This window comes from Neorhizobium sp. LjRoot104, assembly GCF_964253725.1.
Lineage (GTDB): Bacteria > Pseudomonadota > Alphaproteobacteria > Rhizobiales > Rhizobiaceae > Neorhizobium.
In genome coordinates this window covers 3,706,198-3,729,438 of record NZ_CAXURS020000001.1, presented here as the reverse complement: position 1 = coordinate 3,729,438, position 23,241 = coordinate 3,706,198, and the positions used below count along the sequence as shown (strand labels likewise).

At 61.8% G+C, this 23,241-nt stretch carries 22 protein-coding genes; 16 read left to right on the top strand and 6 right to left on the bottom strand.

Annotated elements, in window-relative coordinates; genetic code table 11:
- Positions 1-34 precede the first annotated feature (34 nt).
- Entirely contained in the window at positions 35-3,496 is a 3,462-nt protein-coding gene (pyc, locus tag ACSQ8R_RS18430; protein WP_436254705.1) for a pyruvate carboxylase, read from the top strand.
- Here pyc and ACSQ8R_RS18425 read toward each other — a convergent pair.
- Positions 3,484-3,615, bottom strand: a complete 132-nt coding sequence (locus ACSQ8R_RS18425) for a hypothetical protein (RefSeq protein ID WP_436254704.1) — start codon at positions 3,613-3,615, stop codon at positions 3,484-3,486. The genes pyc and ACSQ8R_RS18425 overlap by 13 nt on opposite strands.
- Before the next feature lie 127 nt (positions 3,616-3,742).
- On the opposite strand from ACSQ8R_RS18425, the gene ACSQ8R_RS18420 reads away from it, so the two are divergent.
- From ACSQ8R_RS18420 to ACSQ8R_RS18405, 4 genes are all read left to right on the top strand, one after another.
- Positions 3,743-4,933 carry an MFS transporter gene (locus ACSQ8R_RS18420; protein WP_436254703.1) on the top strand — a complete coding sequence of 397 codons (1,191 nt, stop codon included), beginning with the start codon at positions 3,743-3,745 and terminating at the stop codon, positions 4,931-4,933.
- Between the two features lie 142 nt (positions 4,934-5,075).
- Positions 5,076-6,326 carry a flavodoxin-dependent (E)-4-hydroxy-3-methylbut-2-enyl-diphosphate synthase gene (gene ispG, locus ACSQ8R_RS18415; RefSeq protein ID WP_436254702.1) on the top strand — a complete coding sequence of 417 codons (1,251 nt, stop codon included), beginning with the start codon at positions 5,076-5,078 and terminating at the stop codon, positions 6,324-6,326.
- 4 nt (positions 6,327-6,330) lie between these two features.
- Complete coding sequence (gene hisC / locus ACSQ8R_RS18410) at positions 6,331-7,395, top strand: histidinol-phosphate transaminase (protein WP_436254701.1); 1,065 nt, start codon at positions 6,331-6,333, stop codon at positions 7,393-7,395.
- Between the two features lie 162 nt (positions 7,396-7,557).
- A complete protein-coding gene (locus tag ACSQ8R_RS18405) occupies positions 7,558-8,217 on the top strand; it encodes an OmpA family protein (protein WP_436254700.1) in 660 nt (219 codons plus the stop codon).
- 32 nt (positions 8,218-8,249) lie between these two features.
- On the opposite strand, the gene ACSQ8R_RS18400 is transcribed toward ACSQ8R_RS18405, so the two are convergent.
- Positions 8,250-8,891: a LysE family translocator gene (locus ACSQ8R_RS18400; protein WP_436254699.1), complete on the bottom strand. Its 642-nt coding sequence runs from the start codon at positions 8,889-8,891 to the stop codon at positions 8,250-8,252.
- 18 nt (positions 8,892-8,909) lie between these two features.
- Positions 8,910-9,824: a polyprenyl synthetase family protein gene (locus ACSQ8R_RS18395; protein ID WP_436254698.1), complete on the bottom strand. Its 915-nt coding sequence runs from the start codon at positions 9,822-9,824 to the stop codon at positions 8,910-8,912.
- Between the two features lie 130 nt (positions 9,825-9,954).
- Here ACSQ8R_RS18395 and mtgA point away from each other — a divergent pair, with 130 nt between their 5' ends.
- The 4 genes from mtgA to ACSQ8R_RS18375 all read left to right on the top strand — a co-directional run bounded on the left by mtgA (position 9,955) and on the right by ACSQ8R_RS18375 (position 12,575).
- Positions 9,955-10,701 carry a monofunctional biosynthetic peptidoglycan transglycosylase gene (mtgA, locus tag ACSQ8R_RS18390; protein WP_436254697.1) on the top strand — a complete coding sequence of 249 codons (747 nt, stop codon included), beginning with the start codon at positions 9,955-9,957 and terminating at the stop codon, positions 10,699-10,701.
- Positions 10,702-10,773: 72 nt separating this feature from the next.
- A complete protein-coding gene (locus ACSQ8R_RS18385; protein ID WP_436254696.1) occupies positions 10,774-11,421 on the top strand; it encodes a glutathione S-transferase family protein in 648 nt (215 codons plus the stop codon).
- Positions 11,422-11,841: 420 nt separating this feature from the next.
- Positions 11,842-12,027 (top strand): 50S ribosomal protein L32, encoded by a 186-nt coding sequence (rpmF, locus tag ACSQ8R_RS18380; RefSeq protein ID WP_007759580.1) that lies wholly within the window; start codon positions 11,842-11,844, stop codon positions 12,025-12,027.
- A 140-nt stretch (positions 12,028-12,167) separates the two neighbouring features.
- Positions 12,168-12,575 carry a hypothetical protein gene (locus ACSQ8R_RS18375; RefSeq protein ID WP_306873618.1) on the top strand — a complete coding sequence of 136 codons (408 nt, stop codon included), beginning with the start codon at positions 12,168-12,170 and terminating at the stop codon, positions 12,573-12,575.
- Positions 12,576-12,590: 15 nt separating this feature from the next.
- Here ACSQ8R_RS18375 and phaR read toward each other — a convergent pair whose 3' ends face one another.
- On the bottom strand, positions 12,591-13,166 hold the full coding sequence (gene phaR / locus ACSQ8R_RS18370) for a polyhydroxyalkanoate synthesis repressor PhaR (RefSeq protein WP_436254695.1): 576 nt from the start codon (positions 13,164-13,166) through the stop codon (positions 12,591-12,593).
- Between the two features lie 260 nt (positions 13,167-13,426).
- Between phaR and ACSQ8R_RS18365 the strand changes: the two genes are divergently transcribed.
- Positions 13,427-14,608 (top strand): acetyl-CoA C-acetyltransferase, encoded by a 1,182-nt coding sequence (locus ACSQ8R_RS18365; RefSeq protein WP_210013159.1) that lies wholly within the window; start codon positions 13,427-13,429, stop codon positions 14,606-14,608.
- Positions 14,609-14,747: 139 nt separating this feature from the next.
- A complete protein-coding gene (locus ACSQ8R_RS18360) occupies positions 14,748-15,476 on the top strand; it encodes a beta-ketoacyl-ACP reductase (RefSeq protein ID WP_436254694.1) in 729 nt (242 codons plus the stop codon).
- Positions 15,477-15,724: 248 nt separating this feature from the next.
- Here ACSQ8R_RS18360 and ACSQ8R_RS18355 read toward each other — a convergent pair whose 3' ends face one another.
- Together ACSQ8R_RS18355 and ACSQ8R_RS18350 are read right to left on the bottom strand one after the other, a co-directional pair.
- Positions 15,725-15,982: a YMGG-like glycine zipper-containing protein gene (locus tag ACSQ8R_RS18355; RefSeq protein ID WP_436254693.1), complete on the bottom strand. Its 258-nt coding sequence runs from the start codon at positions 15,980-15,982 to the stop codon at positions 15,725-15,727.
- A 41-nt stretch (positions 15,983-16,023) separates the two neighbouring features.
- The gene (locus ACSQ8R_RS18350; RefSeq protein ID WP_007775119.1) at positions 16,024-16,179 is read right to left on the bottom strand and encodes a DUF3309 family protein; all 156 of its coding nucleotides are present in this window, start codon (positions 16,177-16,179) and stop codon (positions 16,024-16,026) included.
- 717 nt (positions 16,180-16,896) lie between these two features.
- Here ACSQ8R_RS18350 and ACSQ8R_RS18345 point away from each other — a divergent pair.
- From ACSQ8R_RS18345 to ACSQ8R_RS18325, 5 genes are all read left to right on the top strand, one after another.
- The gene (locus tag ACSQ8R_RS18345) at positions 16,897-20,127 is read left to right on the top strand and encodes a helicase-related protein (protein ID WP_436255514.1); all 3,231 of its coding nucleotides are present in this window, start codon (positions 16,897-16,899) and stop codon (positions 20,125-20,127) included.
- A 3-nt stretch (positions 20,128-20,130) separates the two neighbouring features.
- Entirely contained in the window at positions 20,131-20,544 is a 414-nt protein-coding gene (locus tag ACSQ8R_RS18340; protein ID WP_436254692.1) for an RNA-binding S4 domain-containing protein, read from the top strand.
- Positions 20,545-20,765: 221 nt separating this feature from the next.
- Complete coding sequence (gene fdxA, locus ACSQ8R_RS18335) at positions 20,766-21,104, top strand: ferredoxin FdxA (protein ID WP_046631722.1); 339 nt, start codon at positions 20,766-20,768, stop codon at positions 21,102-21,104.
- 386 nt (positions 21,105-21,490) lie between these two features.
- A complete protein-coding gene (locus ACSQ8R_RS18330) occupies positions 21,491-22,063 on the top strand; it encodes a CarD family transcriptional regulator (protein WP_046605164.1) in 573 nt (190 codons plus the stop codon).
- Between the two features lie 304 nt (positions 22,064-22,367).
- Positions 22,368-23,231 (top strand): RNA polymerase factor sigma-32, encoded by an 864-nt coding sequence (locus ACSQ8R_RS18325; protein ID WP_436254691.1) that lies wholly within the window; start codon positions 22,368-22,370, stop codon positions 23,229-23,231.
- Positions 23,232-23,241: the final 10 nt, after the last annotated feature.

The following is a 23,241-nucleotide window of genomic DNA, read 5'->3' as shown; positions in this document are numbered from 1 at the left end:
AGCAATATTTCGATGGCGCCTGAGGAGAACCGTCTTGCCCATTTCCAAGATCCTAGTTGCCAACCGTTCAGAAATAGCGATCCGGGTCTTCCGGGCCGCGAACGAGCTTGGCATCAAAACCGTTGCGATCTGGGCGGAGGAGGACAAGCTCTCGCTGCATCGCTTCAAGGCGGACGAGAGTTATCAGGTGGGCCGTGGCCCGCATCTGTCGAAAGACATGGGGCCGATCGAAAGCTATCTATCCATTCCCGAAGTCATCCGTGTCGCCAAGCTTTCCGGCGCCGATGCGATCCATCCGGGATACGGTCTTCTGTCCGAAAGCCCGGAGTTCGTGGAGGCCTGCAACGATGCAGGCATCATTTTTATCGGCCCTCGGCCGGATACGATGCGCCAGCTCGGCAACAAGGTTGCTGCCCGTAACCTTGCCATTTCGGTCGGCGTGCCCGTCGTACCGGCAACCGAGCCGCTGCCGGACGATATGGCGGAAGTCGCCAGGATGGCCGAGGAAATCGGCTATCCTGTCATGCTGAAAGCCTCCTGGGGTGGCGGCGGGCGCGGAATGCGTGCCATTCGCGACCCGAAGGACCTCGCCAAGGAAGTCGTGGAAGCCAAGCGCGAGGCGATGGCCGCCTTCGGCAAGGACGAAGTCTATCTGGAAAAGCTCGTCGAGCGCGCCCGCCACGTGGAGAGCCAGATCCTCGGCGATACCCACGGCAATGTCGTGCATCTCTTCGAGCGAGACTGCTCGATCCAGCGCCGCAACCAGAAAGTCGTGGAGCGTGCCCCGGCACCCTATCTGTCGGAGGCGCAGCGGCAGGAACTGGCCGCCTATTCGCTGAAGATCGCCGCGGCGACCAACTATGTCGGCGCCGGCACGGTCGAGTACCTGATGGATGCCGATACCGGGAAATTCTATTTCATCGAGGTCAACCCGCGCATCCAGGTCGAGCACACGGTGACGGAAGTCGTCACGGGCATCGATATCGTCAAGGCGCAGATCCATATCCTCGAAGGTTTTGCGATCGGCACGCCGGAATCGGGCGTTCCGGCCCAGGCCGACATTCGCCTGCACGGCCACGCATTGCAGTGCCGTATCACCACCGAAGACCCGGAACATAATTTCATCCCGGACTACGGCCGCATCACCGCCTATCGTTCGGCCGGCGGTTTCGGCATCCGTCTGGACGGCGGTACGGCCTATTCGGGCGCGATTATCACCCGATATTACGATCCGCTGCTGGTCAAGGTAACTGCGGCCGGCACCACGCCGCAGGAAGCGATCGATCGCATGGACCGCGCGCTGCGCGAGTTCCGCATCCGCGGCGTGGCCACCAACCTGACCTTCCTCGAAGCGATCATCGGTCATCAGAAATTCCGTGACAACACCTATACGACGCGGTTCATCGATACGACGCCGGAACTGTTCGAGCAGGTGAAGCGCCAGGACCGGGCCACCAAGCTGCTCACCTATCTCGCCGACGTGACCGTCAACGGCCATCCGGAAACCAAGGGCCGGCCGGCGCCTTCTGAACAAGCCGCAAAACCTGTTCTGCCCTATATTAACGGGCCGATACCGGACGGCACCAAGCAGCTTCTCGACAAGCTCGGCCCGAAAAAATTCGGCGAATGGATGCGCAACGAAAAGCGCGTGCTGATGACCGATACGACGATGCGCGACGGGCACCAGTCGCTGCTCGCGACCCGCATGCGCACCTATGACATCGCGCGGGTGGCCGGCGTCTATGCGCGGGCGCTGCCGAACCTGTTCTCGCTGGAATGCTGGGGCGGGGCGACTTTCGACGTTTCCATGCGCTTCCTGACCGAAGACCCTTGGGAACGGCTGGCGATGATCCGCGAGGACGCGCCGAACCTGCTTTTGCAGATGCTGCTGCGCGGCGCCAACGGCGTCGGCTACAAGAACTATCCCGACAACGTCGTCAAATTTTTCGTGCGCCAGGCCGCCAAGGGCGGCATCGACCTGTTCCGCGTCTTCGACTGCCTCAACTGGGTCGAGAACATGCGCGTCTCGATGGATGCGATCCAGGAGGAGAACAAGCTCTGCGAGGCAGCGATCTGCTATACCGGCGATCTGCTCAACTCCGCCCGGCCGAAATACGACCTCAAATATTATGTCTCTCTCGCCGAAGAACTGGAGAAGGCGGGCGCTCATATCATCGCGCTGAAGGACATGGCCGGTCTTCTGAAGCCGGCTGCGGCGAAGGTGCTGTTCACGGCGCTGCGCGAGGCGACCTCGCTGCCGATCCATTTCCACACGCATGACACGTCCGGGATTTCGGCGGCGACCGTGCTGGCCGCGGTGGATGCCGGCGTCGATGCGGTCGATGCGGCAATGGACGCTCTTTCCGGCAATACGTCGCAGCCCTGCCTCGGCTCGATCGTCGAGGCACTGGCGGGTTCGGAACGCGATCCGGGCCTCGATCCGGAATGGATCAGAAAAATCTCCTTCTATTGGGAAGCGGTGCGCAACCAGTACGCCGCCTTCGAGAGCGATCTCAAGGGACCGGCGTCCGAAGTCTACCTGCACGAAATGCCGGGCGGCCAGTTCACCAACCTCAAGGAACAGGCCCGCTCACTCGGCCTCGATACCAGGTGGCACAAGGTCGCGCAGACCTATGCGGACGTGAACCAGATGTTCGGCGACATCGTCAAGGTGACGCCGTCCTCCAAGGTGGTCGGCGACATGGCGCTGATGATGGTCTCACAGGACTTGACCGTCGCCGATGTCGAAAACCCGGCGAGGGACATCGCGTTTCCGGATTCGGTCGTGTCGATGCTGAAGGGCGATCTCGGCCAGCCCCCTGGCGGCTGGCCGGAGGCGCTGCAGAAAAAGGCGCTGAAGGGTGAGGCGCCCTATACGGCGGTGCCCGGCTCGCTTCTCCCGCCCGCTGACCTGGCTGCGGAGCGCAAGGTTATCGAGGACAAGCTGGAGCGCAAGGTCGATGACTTCGAGTTCGCCTCCTACCTGATGTATCCGAAAGTGTTTACGGATTTCGCGCTGGCCTCCGACACCTATGGCCCCGTCTCTGTTCTGCCGACGCATTCCTATTTCTACGGGCTGAAGGACGGCGAGGAGCTGTTCGCCGATATCGAGCGGGGCAAGACGCTTGTCGTCGTCAACCAGGCGATGAGCGGCACGGATGCCCAGGGCATGGTTACCGTGTTCTTCGAGTTGAACGGCCAGCCGCGCCGCATCAAGGTGCCGGACCGCGCGCATGGCGCCTCGGGCTCGGCGGTTCGCCGCAAGGCCGACATAGGCAATGCGACCCATCTCGGCGCACCGATGCCGGGCGTCATCAGCCGCGTCTTCGCGACGACCGGCCAAGCCGTGAAAGCCGGCGACGTGCTGCTTTCCATCGAGGCGATGAAGATGGAAACCGCGCTGCACGCCGAAAAGGATGGCATGGTTGCGGAAGTGCTGGTCAAGGCCGGTGACCAGATTGATGCCAAGGATCTGCTGATCGTCTACGGCGGCTGATTCCAGCCGCCTTCTCGGGCCGCCCGGACTTTGCGGCCGAGCCTTTCGCGGAAAATGATCATCAGGCCGGCGCCACCGATCAGGAAGGCGCCGGGCCCATGCCCTGCGGCGAATGGCATCGCCGCGAACCTTTGTGTTCGTTGTGGGTTTCCCCTCGATACAATTTGTGAGAGGGAGCGCTTCTTCGCGGCGTTGCAATTTCAATCGATTTAAATATGTTCGCGGCGATCGAGAAGGAATTTACCCATGGATAGTCGCGCGCCCTCGAACGCTTCCTCCGGCTCACGAACTTTCATTACCCGTGAAAGAGTGGGCGTGTCGCTGCTCTTCCTGATGAACGGCTTCATGGTCGGCGCCTGGGCGCCCAAAATTCCTGAGTTCGCAAGCCGGCTGGGCCTGAGCGAGGGCTCGCTTGGGTTGATGATCCTGACTTTCGGCCTTGGATCACTGGTGATGATGCCGCTCGCGGGCAGCCAGATCGCCCGTTTCGGATCGAGCCAGGTTTCCAAATATATATCGGTGCTTCTGACGCCGACATTGCTGCTGCTCACCTGGGTCGGCAGCATCTGGTCAGGTGCGGTCGCCATCTTCCTGTTCGGCGGTTTGATCGGGGCGATGGACGTGGCGATGAACGCCAATGCGGTGTCGGTCGAGAAGAAGATGCGCCGGGCGATCATGTCGTCCTGCCATGCCTTCTGGAGCCTCGGCGGATTGCTGGGATCCTCGACTGGCGGTTTCCTGATCGAACATATCGGCGTTTCGGCACATGCCATCCTGGTGACAGTGCTTGCTGCGCTGATGATCGTTGCTGCCTGGCGGACCGTGCTGCACGATGCCCCCCATCCGGACGAAGCAAAACAGGGCGGAAGCCGGTTGCCGCGTTCGCCGCTGCCCTGGCTGATCGGCATCATGGCGCTGTTCTGCATGATCCCGGAAGGTGCGATCCTCGATTGGGGCGCGCTTTACCTGCGCAACGAGCTTGCAGCTTCCGTCACCCTGTCCGGCTTCGCCTTCGCGGCGTTTTCGCTCACCATGGCGGTGATGCGGTTCGCCGGCGACCTGATCCGCGACCGTTTCGGCGCGGTCAGGACGCTGCGCGTCTGCGCCGTCATCTCGATCTTCGGCCTGCTGCTGATCGGCTTTGCGCAAAATGCGCCCATGGCGATCGCCGGCTTTGCGCTGACGGGTATCGGCATTTCCAACATTGTGCCGATCGCTTTCTCCGCGGCCGGCAACCTGCCGGGCATGGCAGCCGGCGTCGGCCTCTCCGTGGTCACCACCATGGGTTATTCCGGCATCCTGGTCGCGCCGTCCGCGATCGGCTTCATCGCCGAGCATACCGGCCTCGCGATCATCTTCGCCGGCCTCTCGGCGCTGATCCTCGTGGTGCTGGTGCTCTCGCCCTTGGCCAAGCATGCGGATACGGCGCATCATTAGCTGCGTCAGCTTGCCGGGCTGGAACGGGGCCGGGCTGGAACGGGAAGGACCGGTGCGATAAAGTGAGTGGCGCGGCGGTTGACAAGCCGCAAGCCATACGCCACCTGAAAGGCGCTTCATTCCCAAGGCGACGAGACTTCCGATGACCGCACCCATCGACTACGACCCGAAACCGCGCCGCGCCACAGTCGCCGTCGATGTCGGCGGCGTCATCGTCGGAGGCGGCGCGCCGGTTGTCGTCCAGTCGATGACCAATACCGATACCGCCGATATCGACGGTACGGTCGCGCAGGTCGCGGCTCTTTACAAGGCCGGTTCGGAAATCGTTCGTATCACGGTCGATCGCGACGAGAGCGCCGCTGCCGTTCCCAAAATCCGCGAGCGGCTGCTGCGGCTCGGCCTGGACGTGCCGCTGGTGGGGGATTTCCATTATATCGGCCACAAGCTGCTCGCCGACCATCCGGCCTGCGCCGAGGCGCTGGCGAAATACCGCATCAATCCCGGCAATGTCGGTTTCAAGGACAAGAAGGACAAGCAGTTCGGCGACATCATCGAGATGGCGATCCGTTACGACAAGCCTGTCCGCATCGGCGTCAACTGGGGTTCGCTCGACCAGGATCTTTTGACCACGCTGATGGACCGCAATGCGGCTGACGGTTCGCCGCTGTCGGCCCGCCAGGTCATGCACGAGGCGATCGTCCAGTCGGCGCTGATTTCGGCCGAGCTTGCCGAGCAGATCGGCCTGCCGCGCAACCGCATCATCCTGTCGGCCAAGGTCAGCCAGGTGCAGGACCTGATCGCCGTTTATTCCATGCTTGCCGAGCGCTCCAACCATGCCCTGCATCTCGGCCTCACCGAGGCTGGCATGGGCTCCAAGGGCATCGTCGCCTCGTCGGCCGCCATGGGCTATGTGCTGCAGCACGGGATCGGAGATACGATCCGCGTTTCGCTGACGCCGGAGCCGAACGGCGACCGCACCCGCGAAGTGCAGGTGGCGCAGGAACTGCTGCAGGTCATGGGTTTTCGCCAGTTCGTACCCGTCGTCGCCGCCTGTCCGGGCTGCGGGCGGACGACCTCGACGGTGTTCCAGGAGCTCGCCCAGAACATCCAGAACGACCTTCGCAAGAATATGCCGGTCTGGCGCGAGAAATATCCGGGCGTCGAGGCGCTCAACGTCGCGGTGATGGGCTGCATCGTCAATGGTCCCGGCGAAAGCAAACATGCCGATATCGGCATTTCGCTGCCGGGCACCGGCGAAACGCCGGCAGCCCCTGTCTTCATCGACGGCAAGAAGGCGCTGACCCTGCGCGGCGTGAACATCGCCGCCGATTTCGAGAAGCTGGTTGTCGAATATATCGAGCAGCGTTTCGGCCAGCGCACGGCTGCCGAATAATGCCATGAGCCGATACTGGTCGCCGATCGTCAGTACGTTGAAGCCCTATGTCGCGGGCGAGCAGCCGCGTATCCGGAATCTGGTCAAGCTCAATACCAACGAGAACCCGTACGGACCTTCTCCAAAGGCGGTTGCCGCCATCCATGCGGCGGCGGACGATGCGTTGCGGCTCTACCCGGACCCGTCGGCCACCGCATTGCGCGAAGCGATCGCTGCCCGTTTCGGCGTGCAACCGGATCAGGTTTTCGTGGGCAACGGTTCGGACGAGGTGCTGGCGCACACGTTCCAGGCGCTGTTGAAACACGACAAGCCGCTGCTTTATCCGGACATCACCTACAGCTTCTATCCGACCTATAGCCGGCTCTACGATATCGACGTCGTGGAGATCCCGCTTGATGAAGGCTTCCGGATCAGGCTTTCCGACTACGACCGCTCCTGCGGCGCGATCATCATCCCGAACCCGAATGCGCCGACCGGCATCGGACTAACCCTCGCGGAGATCGAGGCGCTGGTTGCTGCACATCCGGACGTACCGGTGGTGGTGGACGAGGCCTATGTGGATTTCGGCGGCGAGACGGCCGCGAGCCTCATCGCGCGCCATCCAAACCTTCTCGTCATCCAGACGCTGTCGAAATCCCGTTCGCTTGCCGGCATGCGGGTCGGTTTCGCGATCGGCCAGCGGCATCTGATCGATGCCCTGGAGCGGGTGAAGGACAGTTTCAATTCCTATCCGCTCGACCGGCTGGCGCAGGTCGCCGCGACTGCGGCGATCGAGGACGTGGAATGGTTCGAGACCTGCCGGCGGAAGATCATCGCGACGCGGGACCGCGTCAGCGGTGAATTGCAGGCGATGGGTTTCGACGTGCTGCCGTCACAGGCGAATTTCGTCTTCGCCAGGCATCCGGCCCTGTCGGGCGCGGATGTCTATACGGCTCTCCGGGCTGAGGGCGTGCTGGTGCGGCACTGGAACAAGCCGCGCATAGCCGACTATCTGCGCATCTCGATCGGCACGGATGCCGAATGCGACCGGCTGCTCGACGTGCTGAAAAGCCTGCCGGCGGCCGGCTGATCCGCCCGTTTTTTCGCCACACCGGATTTCTTCGTCGAGTGTCTGGATCGGCACCGTTCTGGCCGGCATTCTGGTCAATGACGAAGATATGCCGGTCTCCTCGCTATTGCCGCATTTCATGGTAAATGAGTATCACCACTGACGACGGGGATATCCATTTACATGCTCAAGAAAATCGCAATCGTCGCACTTTGCGCGACCTATCTTTCCGCCTGCACCACGACCGACCCCTATACGGGCGAGCAGAAGGTTTCCAACACCGCCGGCGGCGCTGCCATCGGCGCGGGTCTCGGCGCGCTTGCCGGCGGTTTGACCGGCGGACGCCATGCGGGCCGCAATGCGCTGATCGGCGCCGGTATCGGCGCGCTCGCCGGCGGCGGGATCGGCGCCTATATGGACAACCAGGAAGCGGAACTGCGCGCCCAGCTGCAGGGCACGGGCGTTTCCGTGACCCGCGTCGGCGACCGGATCATCCTCAACATGCCGTCGAACATCACCTTCGCCACCGACCAGGATCAGGTGATCCCGCCCTTCTATAGGACGCTGGATTCCGTCGCGATCGTGCTGAACAAGTTCAACCGCACCCTGATCGACGTCAACGGCCATACGGACTCGACCGGCAGCCTGCAGCATAACCAGGCGCTCTCCGAACGCCGCGCCGCCTCGGTCGCGAACTATCTCGGCAGCCGCGGCATCGACCAGCGCCGCATGTCGACGATGGGCTTCGGGCCGTCGCAGCCGGTTGCCACCAACGCGACCTCGGACGGCCGGGCTCAGAACCGCCGCGTCGAAGTGGCGATCGCGCCGATCACCCAGGGCTGATCAAGAAAAGCGTGATGGAGAAGGCGAGCCGCTCAGATGCGGCTCGTCAGCAGCTTCAGGCCGGCAACGCTGTAGAACACAGCCATCGTGCCTTCGACCCAGCGCCGCGCGGCCTTGTAGCCGCGCAGTGCATGCGATGTCGAAAACACCATCGCGTAGGTGATGAAGATCAGCAGGCTCGAGCTCATGCAGACGCCGATGATCAGAAGGATCGCCGAGGTCGGCGCATTGTCCGGCAGGCCGAGCGAAATGATCGCCAGCCAGGCAAAGATGGCCTTCGGGTTGGTGACGTGGACCGCGTAACCGCGCAGCCAGAGCTGGCGGGCGGTATAGTTGGTTTTCGCATTGCCGAGAGCGACCTTGGAATCCGGCAGGCGCGCGGACTTGTAGGCCTTCCAGGCGAGGTAGATCAGGTAGATCCCGCCGAGCACCTTCATGATCTCAAGCGCAATCGCATAGTTGCGGAGCAGCGCCGCAAGGCCGAGGGCCGCAGCCGTCGCCCAGGTCAGCGAGCCGCTGGCGATGCCGAGGGCGGTGATCAGCCCGGCGCGGCGGCCTTGGGAGATCGAGGTGCCGATGATGGCGAAATTGGCCGGGCCCGGGCTCGCGACATTGATGACATAGGCCACATAGGCCGGCCACATGTATGGCAGATAGCTCAGGACGTCCGGCATTCTCGTTCCTATCCCTGTCTAGTTTTCCCGGCTGGCGATGAAGCGCGCCGCCTCCTGCAGAATGGACGCCTTTTCGCCGTAGGGCGCAAGTAGTTCGATGGCTTCGGCGGTCAAAAGGTCAAGCCGGTGTTCCGCCCAGGTTATGCCGTGCAGGGCGACAAGCGTGCCCTTGCCGCGTCCGGCGTCCTTGCCGGTCGCCTTGCCCATGGTGGCGGCATCCGAGGTCAGGTCGAGCAGATCGTCGGCAAGCTGGAAGGCAAGGCCGATCTTCTGGCCGAAGAGCCGCAGCCGTTGGCGGTGCTCCTGCTCGGAGCCGGCGATAATCGCGCCCGCCTCGCAGGCGAACCGCAGCAGGGCGCCGGTCTTCATCGCCTGCAACGTGGTGATCCCCGCCTCGTCGGGTGGTGATTTTTCGGCGGCGAGATCGAGCGCCTGGCCGCCCGCCATGCCGCCCGGGCCGGCGGCGCGGGCAAGCGACAGGACGAGTTCGGTCTTCAACCGGTCGGCAAGCGCGGTTTCCGGTGCTGCGATGATGTCGAAGGCGTAGGTCAGCAGGCTGTCGCCGGCGAGGATGGCGGTGGCCTCGTCGAAGGCCTTGTGCACGGTCGGCTGGCCGCGGCGCAGGTCGTCATCGTCCATTGCCGGCAGGTCGTCGTGGACCAGCGAATAACAATGCAGGCATTCCAGCGCGACGCCGACCCGAAGTGCCGCATCCGCCGGCCCGACGAGCAGGGCCGCACTTTCGCGGACGAGGAAGGGACGCAGGCGTTTTCCGCCGTTCAGCGATCCGTGCCGCATCGCCGCCATCAGATGCGCCGGGCGTGTCGTCTCGTCGGAAAGAGGGGTATCGGACAGGAGAGACGAAAGCAGTGCTCCCGTCTCGGCGGCGCTCTGCCGCAGGCGTGTTTCGAATGCCGTTTTCGCGTCCGTCATGGCCGCTGTTTGGCATGCCGGCGATTGGCTGGCAACGGCGATTCACCGGGACGCGCGAAGTTTTCGGCGCCGGACTCGCCTTGGCCACGTTGAACGGTTATGAAATTCAAAACGAGGGACGAGTGGGATATTGGACATCACACCCGAACAGCAGGTGCAAGAGGAGGAGCCCGTGAGGGCCGGGTGGAGACGGCGCCGGGTTTCCGGCAATCTGATCCGCCGGATCGTGACGATCGCGATCGCGCTGGTGGTGTTGCCCTATCTGCTGATCTTCGTCTACGCGCTGCCGTTCACCCGCCCCGTCTCGACGCTGATGTTGTCGGAACTGGTGTTGTTGCGTGGCTACGACCGGCGCTGGGTGAGCCTCGACGAGATCTCGCCCAATCTGGTCCGTTCGGTGATGATGTCCGAAGACGGCCAGTTCTGTTTCCATGGCGGCGTCGATTGGAACCAGATGCGCGGCGTGGTCGAGGATGCGCTCGACGGCGAGGCGACGCGGGGCGCCAGCACCATTCCGATGCAGACCGCCAAGAACCTGTTCCTCTGGAACGGCCGTTCCTTCATCCGCAAGGGGCTGGAACTGCCGCTGGCGCTCGGTGCGGACCTCGTCTGGTCGAAACGACGGATGATGGAGATCTATCTCAACATCGCCGAATGGGGACCCGGCATCTATGGTGCGGAAGCGGCGGCGCAATATCATTTCAAGGTGCCGGCTTCGAAACTGAGCGCCCGGCAGGCAGCACTTCTCGCCGTCGCTCTCCCCAACCCGATCACCCGCGTCGCCAGCAAACCAAGCCGCGGCGTGCAGCGGCTGGCTGGCGTCGTCGAGAGCCGGGCCCGAGGGTCCGGCGATTACATCAAATGCATTTATGATTGAGGTCTATCGATTTCATTGGTCGCATCCGGGCGGGGCCAGTATAGGCTGAATATACCAACCGGAGACGCGGCCATGGAAAAGCTTACCCTTTATATCGGCAACAAGAACTACTCCTCCTGGTCCTTCCGCCCCTGGATCGCGCTGACGGCGGCGGGTATCGACTTCGAGGAAGTGCTGATCCCCTTCGATTTCCCGGCCGGTAATCCGAAATTCAAGCCGATCTCGCCGACCGGCAAGGTGCCGGTGCTGCACCAGGGCGACATCCGGGTCTGGGAATCGCTTGCGATCATCGAATATGCCGCCGAGCTTTTTCCGGACAATGGCATCTGGCCGAAAGCGGCCGCCGATCGCGCGGTTGCACGTTCCGTCTCGATGGAGATGATTGCCGGCTTCCGGGCGCTGCGCAATGCCTGCCCGATGAACATGCGGCGGCCGAAGGGCAAGATCGAATTGCCCGAAGGCGTGATGGACGACGTGGCGCGCATCGAGACGATCTGGCGCGAACTGCGAGCGAAATCCGGCGGCCCGTTCCTTTTCGGCGAATTCTGCGGGGCGGATGCGATGTTTGCGCCTGTCGTCAACCGTTTCGATGTCTATGACCTGGTGACGGATGCCGGGACGCTTGCCTATATGGCGGCGATGAAATCCCATCCGGCATGGCTCAAATGGCAGGCGGCGGCGCTGGCCGAAACCTGGATCGTCCCGGAGGACGAAGCTTAGAGCGTTTCCTTGCTGGATTGAAACATTCTGTTGGCTCAAACGGAGTCGAATGGTCGTCCGGCCGGCGCAGGTCGTAGCTCCGTCCTACGGCCAAGCCGGCCGGACGATCAGGCGGCCCGTTTCAGCCAACCCGAAGGGCCGGGCATCTTTGCGCCAGGATCAAAGGCGATCGGCTCGGACGTACGCTGTGGTATGCCCTTCGCCGATCGCCTTTGCCCCGACGAAAACCTGCTCCGGCAGAATGCTTCAATCCAGCAAGGAAACGCTCTAAGTCGCATATTTGTCAAAAATTCCCGGCAGGGACTGGTCAAAGCCCGGTAGGGCATGTATAAGCCGCCCAAATTTCCGAGATCGAGACATGTCCAATCGGCCTCAGTTCCGGCCGGGGATTATGTTTTGCACGCAAGTGGAGTAACGAAAATGGCTGTACCGAAGAGAAAAACGAGCCCGTCGAAGCGCGGTATGCGCCGCTCCGCAGACGCACTCAAGGCTCCGACCTATATCGAAGACAAGAACTCCGGCGAACTGCGCCGCCCGCACCATGTCGATCTGAAGACCGGCATGTATCGCGGCCGTCAGGTTCTGACGCCGAAGGAAAACGCATAAGCGTTTTTTGATTTCTACTGCATCAAAGGCCGGCTCTGCTGGCCTTTTTTGTTGCGCGAAGACTTGTTTAGTTGCGCAAAGACTTGCGAAAGCAGGGCAAGCACGTACAGTCCGGACATGCCGATTGGAGTCTTGAGACCATGCTTGCCGCATTGCCGCTGATGATCATCCCGTTCATTCTTTACAATCTGGGCATGCTCGGCATTCTGGGTGGCGGCGGGGTCGCGTCGCTCGGAAATGTCATCAGTTCGCTGCAGATGCTGTCCGGCGCCGTCTGGACGATGACGCTCGGCGACGTGATCATCGTCGTCTCGCTGGTCTTCCTGTTCGTGGAAATCCTGAAAGCCAGCCGCAACGGCCGCGGCTCGCTGATCAACCACATGCTGTCGATGCTGGTCTTCATTGCCTATCTGGTCGAATTCCTGCTGGTGCGGGACGCCGCGACGCAGATCTTCTTCATCCTGATGACGATAACCTTCGTCGATGTGATCGGCGGCTTCGCGGTTGCAATCCGCTCGGCCGGCCGCGACGTGTCGATCGGGCTCTGACGGCCTCTCGACGTTTTAAAGATTATCGAGACGGCTCTGCAGGCTGCGGAGCTGTTCCTTCAGCTCGTCGATATCCTTGGCGTCGGTCTTCTTGGCGGCAGGCGCCGAGGGCTGCCCCGCAAAGGGCGAGAACATCTGCATGGCCTGGCGGAACATGTCCGTGTTGCGGCGCACCTGTTCTTCCATCATCTGGATGGGCATCTGCAGGTTCTTGCTGAGCGGCGTATCGCCGAAGGCGCGTGTCATCTGCTCGCGCATCTGGACCTGCTGGTCGGTGAAGGCTTTCATCGAGTGTTCGAGAAAGGTCGGCACCACCATCTGCATCTGGTCGCCGTAGTAGGAAATCAGCTGCCGCAGGAAGGAAATCGGCAGAAGCGTGTTGCCGGTCTTGGATTCCTGCTCGAAAATGATCTGGGTCAGAACCGAATGGGTGATGTCATCGCCGCTCTTGGCGTCCTGGACCGTGAATTCCTCGCCCTTCTTCACCATCTTCGCCAGGTCTTCCAGCGTCACATAGGTGCTGGTGCCCGTGTTGTAGAGGCGCCTGTTGGCATATTTCTTGATTATGATTTCGCCTTCGGTCTTCGCCATGATTGCCTCCTGCTCCCGTCAATATGGTTTGGTCATTATCGATTGGCATGCTTCTCCCGACAGGAATGTAAGCCTAAACGACGAGGACTTACAAACGATTTGTGCGGCGCGGCGATTGGTTTGTTGCGCAGCAAACCCGTGAAAACTAACGGGCATTTTCGAAAGCTCCGGCGGGTTTGTCCCGGTATCCGGCCGGCGTTTGACTCTCGGCTCAAGCTTTGCCAGTCTCCTGGATAAATATCTAATAAGAGGAAACGCCCATGACCAATCCATCCATCGTGATCGCGGCCGCCGGCCGTACCGCGGTCGGCTCCTTCAATGGCGCCTTTGCCAATGTCCCGGCGCATGAACTGGGCGCTGCGGCGATCAAGGGCGCGCTTGCGCGCGCCGGCGTCGAGGCGGCGGAAGTGGACGAGGTCATACTCGGCCAGGTCCTGCCGGCGGGCGAGGGCCAGAACCCGGCCCGACAGGCGGCCATGAAAGCCGGCGTGCCGAAGGAAGCGACCGCCTGGGGCATCAACCAGCTTTGCGGTTCAGGCCTGCGCGCCGTCGCGCTCGGCATGCAGCAGATCGCGCTCGGCGACGCCAGGATCATCGTCGCCGGCGGCCAGGAATCGATGTCCATGGCGCCGCATTGCGCGCACCTGCGCGGCGGCGTGAAGATGGGCGACTTCAAGATGATCGACACGATGATCAAGGACGGCCTGACCGACGCGTTCTACGGCTATCACATGGGCATCACGGCGGAGAATATCGCCCGCCAGTGGCAGCTCTCCCGCGAGGAGCAGGACCAGTTCGCCGTTTCCTCGCAGAACAAGGCGGAAGCCGCGCAGAATGCGGGTCGCTTCAAGGACGAGATCATCCCCTACCTCATCCAGACGCGGAAGGGCGACGTGACCGTCGAGAACGACGAATACATCCGCGCCGGCGCGACGCTCGACTCGATGGCCAAGCTGCGCCCGGCCTTCGACAAGGAAGGCACCGTGACGGCGGGCAATGCGTCCGGCCTCAATGACGGCGCGGCCGCGGCCGTGCTGATGACCGAGGCGGAAGCCGCCCGCCGCGGCATCACGCCGATGGCGCGTATCGTGTCCTGGGCGACTGCCGGCGTCGATCCGCAGATCATGGGCACGGGTCCGATCCCGGCGTCCCGCAAGGCGCTCGAAAAGGCCGGCTGGCGCGTCGCCGACCTGGAACTCATCGAGGCGAACGAGGCGTTCGCGGCCCAGTCCTGCGCCGTCACCAAGGACCTCGGTTTCGACCCGTCGCTCGTCAACGTCAATGGCGGGGCGATCGCCATCGGCCATCCGATCGGCGCATCGGGTGCGCGCATCCTCAACACGCTGCTTTTCGAAATGAAGCGCCGCAACGCCAAGAAGGCACTCGCAACGCTCTGCATCGGCGGCGGCATGGGCGTCGCCATGTGCCTCGAAGCCATGTGATGCGATAGATGATCGTGGATAATCCCGCCAGCGTTGCAAAAATTCGCGGCGGGACTATCTCCCTGACGAAAGCATGTCAAACTAAGTAAGTATCCGATCACACAGAAGGATCGGATCATGAGCGAGAGGGGAAGACCGCATGAGCAGGGTTGCATTGGTTTCCGGAGGAACGCGCGGGATCGGAGCCGCCATCTCCATCGCGTTGAAGGCGGCAGGTTGTCGAGTCGCCGCAAATTTCGCGGGCAATGAGGAAAAAGCGAAGGCCTTCCGCGACGAGACCGGCATTCCGGTCTTCAAGTGGGACGTCTCCAGCTATCAGGCCTGTGTCGATGGCATAGCAAAAGTCGAGGCCGAACTCGGTCCGATCGAGGTGCTCGTCAACAATGCGGGCATCACCCGTGACGGCATGTTCCACAAGATGACGCCTGAACAGTGGAACGAGGTTGTCGGCACCAACCTGACCGGGCTGTTCAACATGACGCATCCCATCTGGAACGGCATGCGCGAACGCGAGTTCGGCCGGGTCGTCAACATCTCGTCGATCAACGGCCAGAAGGGCCAGATGGGCCAGGTGAACTATTCGGCGGCCAAGGCCGGCGATCTCGGCTTCACCAAGGCTCTGGCCCAGGAAGGGGCTGCGAAGAATATCACCGTCAACGCCATATGCCCGGGTTACATCGCCACCGAAATGGTGCGCGCAGTGCCTGAAAAGGTGCTGAACGAGCGGATCATTCCGCTGATCCCGGTCGGGCGTCTCGGCGAACCGGAAGAGATTGCCCGGTGCGTCGTATTCCTCGCCTCCGACGATGCCGGCTTCATCACCGGCTCGACGCTGACGGCGAATGGCGGCCAGTTCTTCGCGAGCTGATATCCGGCGTTAACCTTTGAGGGGATTTCGGTGCATTTTGCGGCGCCGAAATCACCGTTCATATGGTTAACAGATTGTTTTTCTACGATATATGGTGGTGAACAAACCGCGAAAATGATGATGTCGCCGATTCGTCAGCGATTCGTTCCGGCTTTGGCCAACGGTTAACGGCGGCAGCCTTTCGGCCAAAACAAAACCGGCGCCGATTGCTCGGGCGCCGGTCCTGAGGGACTGGATATTGCTTGAGGTTAGCGGCAACGCGCCTCGTAACGACGGCCGTAACGGTCGCGATAGATGCAGTAACCGCGGCGTTCCGAGGACTGGCCGATGGCTGCGCCGACAAGGCCGCCTGCAACTGCGCCAACTGCCGCGCCACCCCAGCTGTTCGTTACGGCGCCGCCGATGATTGCACCCGAACCAGCACCAATCGCAGTGCCGCGTTCGGTTGCGGTGCATGAGGCGAGCGTGCCGATCATGCAGGCCGCAATCAGGATCTTCTTCATCATGTCAGTTTCCCTTCCCTTTGGTACACACGGCCACGCCGCTTTTAAATCCTGCCCATCAGCAGCAGGATAATGATGATAAGGACTACCAGGCCCAATCCGCCCGACGGACCATAGCCCCAGCCTCGGCTATAACCCCAGTTCGGCAGAGCGCCAATGAGTAGCAGAATGAGGATGACGAGCAACACGGTTCCGAGCATGATTTTCTACTCCGCTAGATAATCCGATATGGATTTGGCGAGGAAACGTGGCGCCGCGATTTTTGTTCCATCCGCTTGCAAGCGTGTGCGCTCGCGTGTGGTCAAAGTGCGTTAGCCAATGTTAACGGCACCTGAACGATTCACTTCCGAGGTCTTCACCGGGACGATTTTTCTTGCGGGTCTTTCTTGATGATACCTACCATATCTTGTGAGAACAAATGGCGAAGACCTGGATGTCTGTGATTCGTCGGCGATTCGTTCCGCGTTTGGCCTGAATCTTAATTCCGACCTCGAACGAGGGTGGAGCGGACTAAATTCATTGATGAATCATTAACCATATCAATGGATTGACTCTTCCGATTCTTCGTGAAAGCGCAGCTTCGGGATGAATCCTGCGGTTGTATGCACTCAATGCCGATGCAGATTCAGGATGTCGTGGGGAAGTCCGGAGTCGCATCAACATATAGCGGTGAACAAAAGCTGAATCTTCCTGAGTCTGCGATTCGTCTCCGATTCGTTCGCGTCTGTTCCTCGACATTTAAAACTCAAGCGGCCGAGCCGCGGTCTGCCGCCGTCAGCGCTCATTCTGCGGCCGCAAAACCATTCTTCAGGCTTGCGTTTGCCGGCCGGGATCGCCATGTGTTGCGAACCTCAAGTTTCTGGCGCGAAACCTGAGGCTTATGTGATGTGCGGAACCAGGCTTTGAATTTCCAGCCCATGATGCTCAGCGGGCGCGGCGTCACCGCCGTCCTCGGACCCACCAATACCGGCAAGACCCATTATGCCATCGAGCGCATGGTGGCGCATGGCACCGGTGTGATCGGCCTGCCGCTCCGGCTGCTGGCCCGCGAGGTCTATACGCGTCTTGTCGAGAAGGTCGGTGTCTCGCAGGTGGCGCTCGTCACCGGCGAGGAAAAGATCACTCCACCGAACGCCCGCTTTTCCGTTTGCACCGTCGAAGCGATGCCCCGCGAGACGAAAGCCTCGTTCGTCGCGATCGACGAGGTCCAGCTCGCGGGAGATCTCGAGCGCGGCCATATCTTCACCGACCGCATCCTGCACCTGCGCGGCCGCGATGAAACGCTGCTCCTGGGTGCGGCGACCATGCGGCCCATCCTCGAAAGACTTCTGCCGGGAATAACCGTCGTCGAGCGGCCGCGCCTCTCGCAGCTCTTTTACGCCGGCCAGAAGAAGATTACCCGCCTGCCGCAGCGGACCGCGATCGTGGCGTTTTCGGCCGACGAGGTCTATGCGATCGCCGAGCTCATCCGTCGCCAGCGCGGCGGCGCGGCGGTGGTGCTCGGTGCGCTCAGCCCTCGTACCCGCAATGCTCAGGTCGGCCTCTACCAGTCCGGCGACGTCGAATATCTCGTGGCGACGGATGCGATCGGCATGGGCCTCAACCTCGACGTCGATCACGTGGCGTTCGCTCAGGACCGGAAATTCGACGGCTATCAGTTCCGCAGCCTCAATCCAGCGGAACTCGCACAGATCGCCGGCCGCGCCGGGCGGCATGTGCGGGACGGGGCGTTCGGCGTCACCGGCCAGGTCGCGCCTTTCGAGGACGAATTGGTCGAGCGAATCGAAAGCCATCACTTCGATCCGGTCAAAGTGCTGCAGTGGCGCTCGAAAAACCTGGATTTTTCTTCACTCAAGGCGCTCCGGGACAGCCTGGATGCTGCGCCAACGCTTCCGGGCCTGACGCGTGCGCTTCCCGCGACCGACAGCCAAGCCTTTGATTATCTTTCGCGTTATCCCGAAATCAAGGATATCGCGACGACGCCGCAGCGGGTCGAGAAGCTCTGGGAGGCCTGTGCCCTGCCGGACTATCGGCGAATTGCGCCTGCACAGCACGCCGACCTTATTTCGACTCTTTTTTCCGATCTTGTGCGCTTCGGGACGGTGAACGAAGAATTCATGGCGGAACAGGTCCGCCGCGCCGACCGCACCGACGGTGAAATCGACACACTGTCGGCCCGCATAGCGCAGATCCGGACCTGGACCTACGTCTCTAATCGCCCTGGCTGGCTTGCCGATCCGACACACTGGCAAGAAAAGACGCGGGAAATAGAGGATAGGTTATCGGACGCGCTACATGAAAGGTTGACGAAACGCTTTGTTGATCGCAGGACATCTGTGCTCATGAAGCGCCTGAGAGAGAATGCGATGCTGGAAGCTGAAATCAGTGTGAATGGCGATGTCTTTGTAGAGGGACATCACGTCGGGCAATTGGCCGGTTTCCGGTTCACGCCCGTTTCGGGAACCGAGGGGCCCGACGCCAAGGCGGTGCAGGGTGCCGCTCAGAAAGCGCTGGCGCTCGAATTCGAGGCGCGGGCTGCGAGGCTCTATGCCTCCGGCAACAGCGATCTGGCAGTTGGCTCCGACGGTTTCGTGCGCTGGCTCGGCGAGCCCATCGCCCGTCTTGCGCCGACCGAGCATGTCATGCGACCGCGCGTCATCCTGCTCTCCGACGAACAGCTGACCGGCAATGCGCGCGAACACGTGCTCGCCCGCCTCGAACGCTTCGTCAACCATCACATCGCGACGGTTCTGAAGCCGCTCGACGATCTGTCGCGCGCCGAAGACCTGCAGGGCCTTGCCAAAGGCCTCGCCTTCCAGATCGTCGAAAATCTCGGCGTGCTGTTCAGGCGTGACGTCGCGGACGATGTGAAGTCGCTCGATCAGGATGCGCGCGCCTCGATGCGTCGCTACGGCATCCGTTTCGGCGCCTATCACGTCTTCATGCCGATGCTTCTGAAACCCGCGCCGGCCGAACTCATCACGCTGCTCTGGGCGCTGAAGAACGACGGCCTCGACAAGCCCGGTTACGGCGATCTCATCCCGGCGCTTGCCGCAGGGCGCACTTCCGTGGTCGCCGATCCGACGTTCGAGCGGATGTTCTACAAGCTTGCGGGCTTCCGGTTCCTCGGCAAGCGTGCCGTGCGTATCGACATCCTGGAGCGACTTGCCGATCTCATCCGTCCGCTTCTGCAGTGGAAGCCGGGCTCCACGTCGCGTCCGGAAGGCGCTTATGACGGTCGCCGCTTCACGGCCACGACCGCGATGCTCTCCATTTTGGGTGCTACGCCGGACGATATGGAAGAGATCCTCAAGGGTCTCGGATATCGTGCAGACGCCGTGAAGGCGGAAGAGGCACAGGCATTCCTGGCGGGCCAGGATGCAGGTTCGGCGAGCGCTGTGACTGCTGCCGCGCCGGCACCGGCTCCGGCAGAAGATGTGCCGGAAACTTCCGAAACCGATGACGCCGATGCGAGCGAGGCTCACGCCGAGACCGCGGCGGAAGCCGCCCCGGTCGAGTCTACGGCAGACGCTGCTCCAGCCGAGACTGTGACGGAGGCCGCTCCTGCCGAAGCTTCGGCAACCGAGCCCGTTTCCTCCGAAGAGGCTCCCGCAGAGCTGGCACCTGCCGGTGAACTGACCGACGAGGCAAAAGCTGCCGAGGCTGGAGAGCCGAAGCCGGTGCTGCTGTGGCGTCCGGGCGGCGGCCGTGAAAACAACCAGCGCGGCGGACGTCCTCAGCATGGCGATCGTCGTGGCCATGGCGGCCAGCGCAACAATGCCGGTGGCGAAGCCGGCCAGCCGGCCCAGGGCCGTCGTGATGAGCGTCGCGACGGTGGAGAACGGCGCGATGCGCGGCCGGCCGGCGAACGTGGTGGGGAGCGCAGCGGCGGTGACCGCAGGGACGGCGGCAAGCCGAACCGCGACAACAACCGCCGGCCAGATAACAACAATGCCAACAGCCGCGGTGGCGATCGCCCGAACCGCGGGGAGCGCCACGAAGGTGGTCCGCGTCCGGACCGCAACGACCGCGGCAAAGGGCCGCAGCCCGCCCGCTTCGAGGCGAAGCCGCCCCGCAAGGAAAAGCCGATCGATCCGGATTCACCCTTTGCAAAGCTTGCAGCTCTCAAGGAGCAGATGAAGAAGTAGGCCATGACGGAAAAACAGCCACAAACCGGTTCGCGCCAGCGCATCGACAAGTGGCTGTTTTTTGCCCGCATGGCAAAGTCGCGGTCTGTCGCCCAGGATCTCATCCGCTCCAACCATGTGCGGGTGAATGGAGACCTGGTGTCCCAACCCAGTTCCCAGGTGAAGCCGGGCGACCGCATCGATCTCACGCTGGAGCGTCGCGATCTGGTGCTGGTGGTCAGGGCCGGCGGGGAAAGGCGAGGGCCTTTCGAGGAGGCGCGGCTGCTGTATGAGGATCTCAGCCCTGCTCCTGAAGAAGCCAAGCGGCTGACGTTGTTCGAACAGGCGCAACGCGCGCAGGGAAGCGGCCGGCCGACCAAGAAGGAGCGACGCGAGACCGATCGGCTGTTTCCAGGCATCGACGCGGACCTGGATTAGAAAAGCGGACCCGGATTAGAAAAAACGACCCGATGTGCTTAGCTTTTCAGCACGGATATCCTTGCTAAGCAAAGCCAAAGGCTTTACCTCACTGTCGAAAAGCCGGATCGCCTACCTCCTGTCATTTTGCAGTTGGGTTTTCGCCTCTCCCGGCTTTCCGGTGTGCCGGCGCTTCCCATACGTCGACGTGCCGCTGATCCGCGATAGTCCTGGAGTGCCGCATGACGTATGTCGTGACCGACAATTGTATCCGCTGCAAGTATACCGACTGCGTCGAGGTCTGCCCGGTCGACTGCTTTTATGAAGGCGAAAACTTCCTGGTCATCCATCCCGACGAATGCATCGACTGCGGCGTCTGCGAACCGGAATGTCCTGCCGAGGCGATCAAGCCCGACACCGAGCCGGGTCTCGACAAGTGGCTCAAGATAAACACCGAATTCGCCCAGATCTGGCCCAACATCACCGTCAAGCGCGATGCGCTGCCCGAGGCCAAGGAGATGGACGGCGTCGCCAACAAGTACGAGCAGTATTTCTCGGCCGAGCCCGGCAAGGGCGATTGAGATTTGCCGGGACGGAATAGCTCGGAAGCTGTTTCGAATCACTTTGCCTTTTTGTTGGGCAGAGCCCGAATGTGGCGCCCTGTGCACCTGCAAAAGCAAATTATTGATTTCCGCACTTTTTTGTGGTAGACAATAAGAACTGTTCCACAAGGCGGCACGTGCGTGCCCAAAAAACATCACGAAAGCAACAGACCACCCAAAGCGCGGTTTCCGTGACATTGCAACGCTCGAATGTTGTCGGTCGCAGTTCGCGATGGGTGTTTTTTCGCTCGCGTTGGTCGGACCAGTATGGAGTGACCCGACGGTTTCCCCCGTCTCATCCGGGCCTGACAGACCCGGTTCCCCCGACCCGGCAACGGGTGAGTAACAGGGAGTTTGTGAAACGAATGACGACTCAGCAGAAAAAGACTTCTCCCGCACGCCAGGGCTTCAAAACTGGTGAATCGATTGTATACCCCGCTCATGGCGTAGGCACCATCTCTGCGATTGAAGAGCAGGAAGTTGCCGGCATGAAGCTCGAGCTTTTCGTAATCGATTTCGAAAAGGACAAGATGCGCCTCAAGGTGCCGGTCGCAAAGGCCGTCAGCATCGGCATGCGCAAGCTGTCCGAAACGGATTTTGTGGAGCGCGCCCTCAAGGTTGTTCAAGGCAAGGCCCGCGTGAAGCGCACCATGTGGTCGCGCCGCGCCCAGGAATACGATGCAAAGATCAATTCCGGCGATCTGATCTCGATCGCGGAAGTGGTCCGCGACCTCTATCGCGCCGACAATCAGCCGGAACAGTCCTATTCCGAACGCCAGCTTTATGAAGCCGCTCTCGACCGCATGGCTCGTGAAATCGCTGCCGTGAACAAGATGTCCGAAACCGAAGCCGTCCGCCTTGTCGAGGTCAATCTCGCCAAGGGTCCCAAGCGCGGCAAGAACGTTGAGGAAGATGAGGCGCAGGAAGAAGCGGCCTGATCATCCATCCATGGTTCTCCCAAAAACCCGGCCTTAGCGCCGGGTTTTTTATTGGAACTTTTTGCCTGCCTCCGCGTTAACCCGCCGGAACGGCGAGCTGATGTGCGTCGGTTTGCGTTCGGGACGCTTAAGTGCGGGGCAGAAGATCGGTTTCTCGGACCGATTGTGAATCCCCCGCTGAACTCAAGACGAGGGGAGCAAAAGCGGCAGGAAAACAGGCAATCATCGTTCGGGCTTGTCGCACGGTGTTTCTAGTTTGTGCCCCCGCTGTTTTTGCCGGATCAGACCGTTCACGGAGAACACGATGACAGCCATGTCCGCAGACCGCACCATGATCAAGATAGCAATGTCCGCTCCGTATCTCGCCCGGGAGGAGGAGCGCGATCTGGCGGTCCGCTGGAAGGACGATCAGGACCAGGATGCCCGAAACCAGATTGCCCTTGCGCATATGCGTCTCGTGATCGCCATGGCCTCGAAGTTCCGTGGCTTCGGCTTGCCGATGAGCGACCTTGTACAAGAGGGCTATGTAGGGCTGCTCGAAGCGGCGGCAAGGTTTGAACCGGCCCGCGACGTGCGTTTTTCCACTTATGCCAGCTGGTGGATTCGCGCCTCGATGCAGGATTACATTCTCCGCAACTGGTCGATCGTGCGGGGTGGCACCAGTTCCGCGCAGAAGGCGCTGTTCTTCAATCTTCGCCGACTGCGCGCCAAGCTCGCCCGCGGCGATTCCAATCTCACCGCCCGGGCCATCCATGAAGAGATCGCGGTGGCGCTTGGCGTCAGCGTCGCCGATGTCCAGACCATGGATGCCCGCCTTTCCGGAAACGATTCCTCGCTGCAGGCGCCATCGATCGCCGGCGATGCGGATAGCGGCGAACGGCTCGACATGCTTGCCAGCGCCGAGCCGCTGCCGGACGAGCAGGTATCCGGAATGATCGACGGCGAGCGTCGCCTGAAATGGCTGCAGGGCGCGCTGACCAAACTCAACGACCGCGAAAAGAAGATCATTCGCGCCCGCCGTCTGACCGACGATGGTGCGACGCTTGAGGCGCTCGGCGCCGAACTCGGCATTTCCAAGGAGCGGGTGCGGCAGATCGAAAGCCGGGCGATCGAAAAGCTCAAGTCGGCGCTGGTTTCCGCCAATCCGCAGATGGCCGCCGCCTGCTGAGGCGACGGCC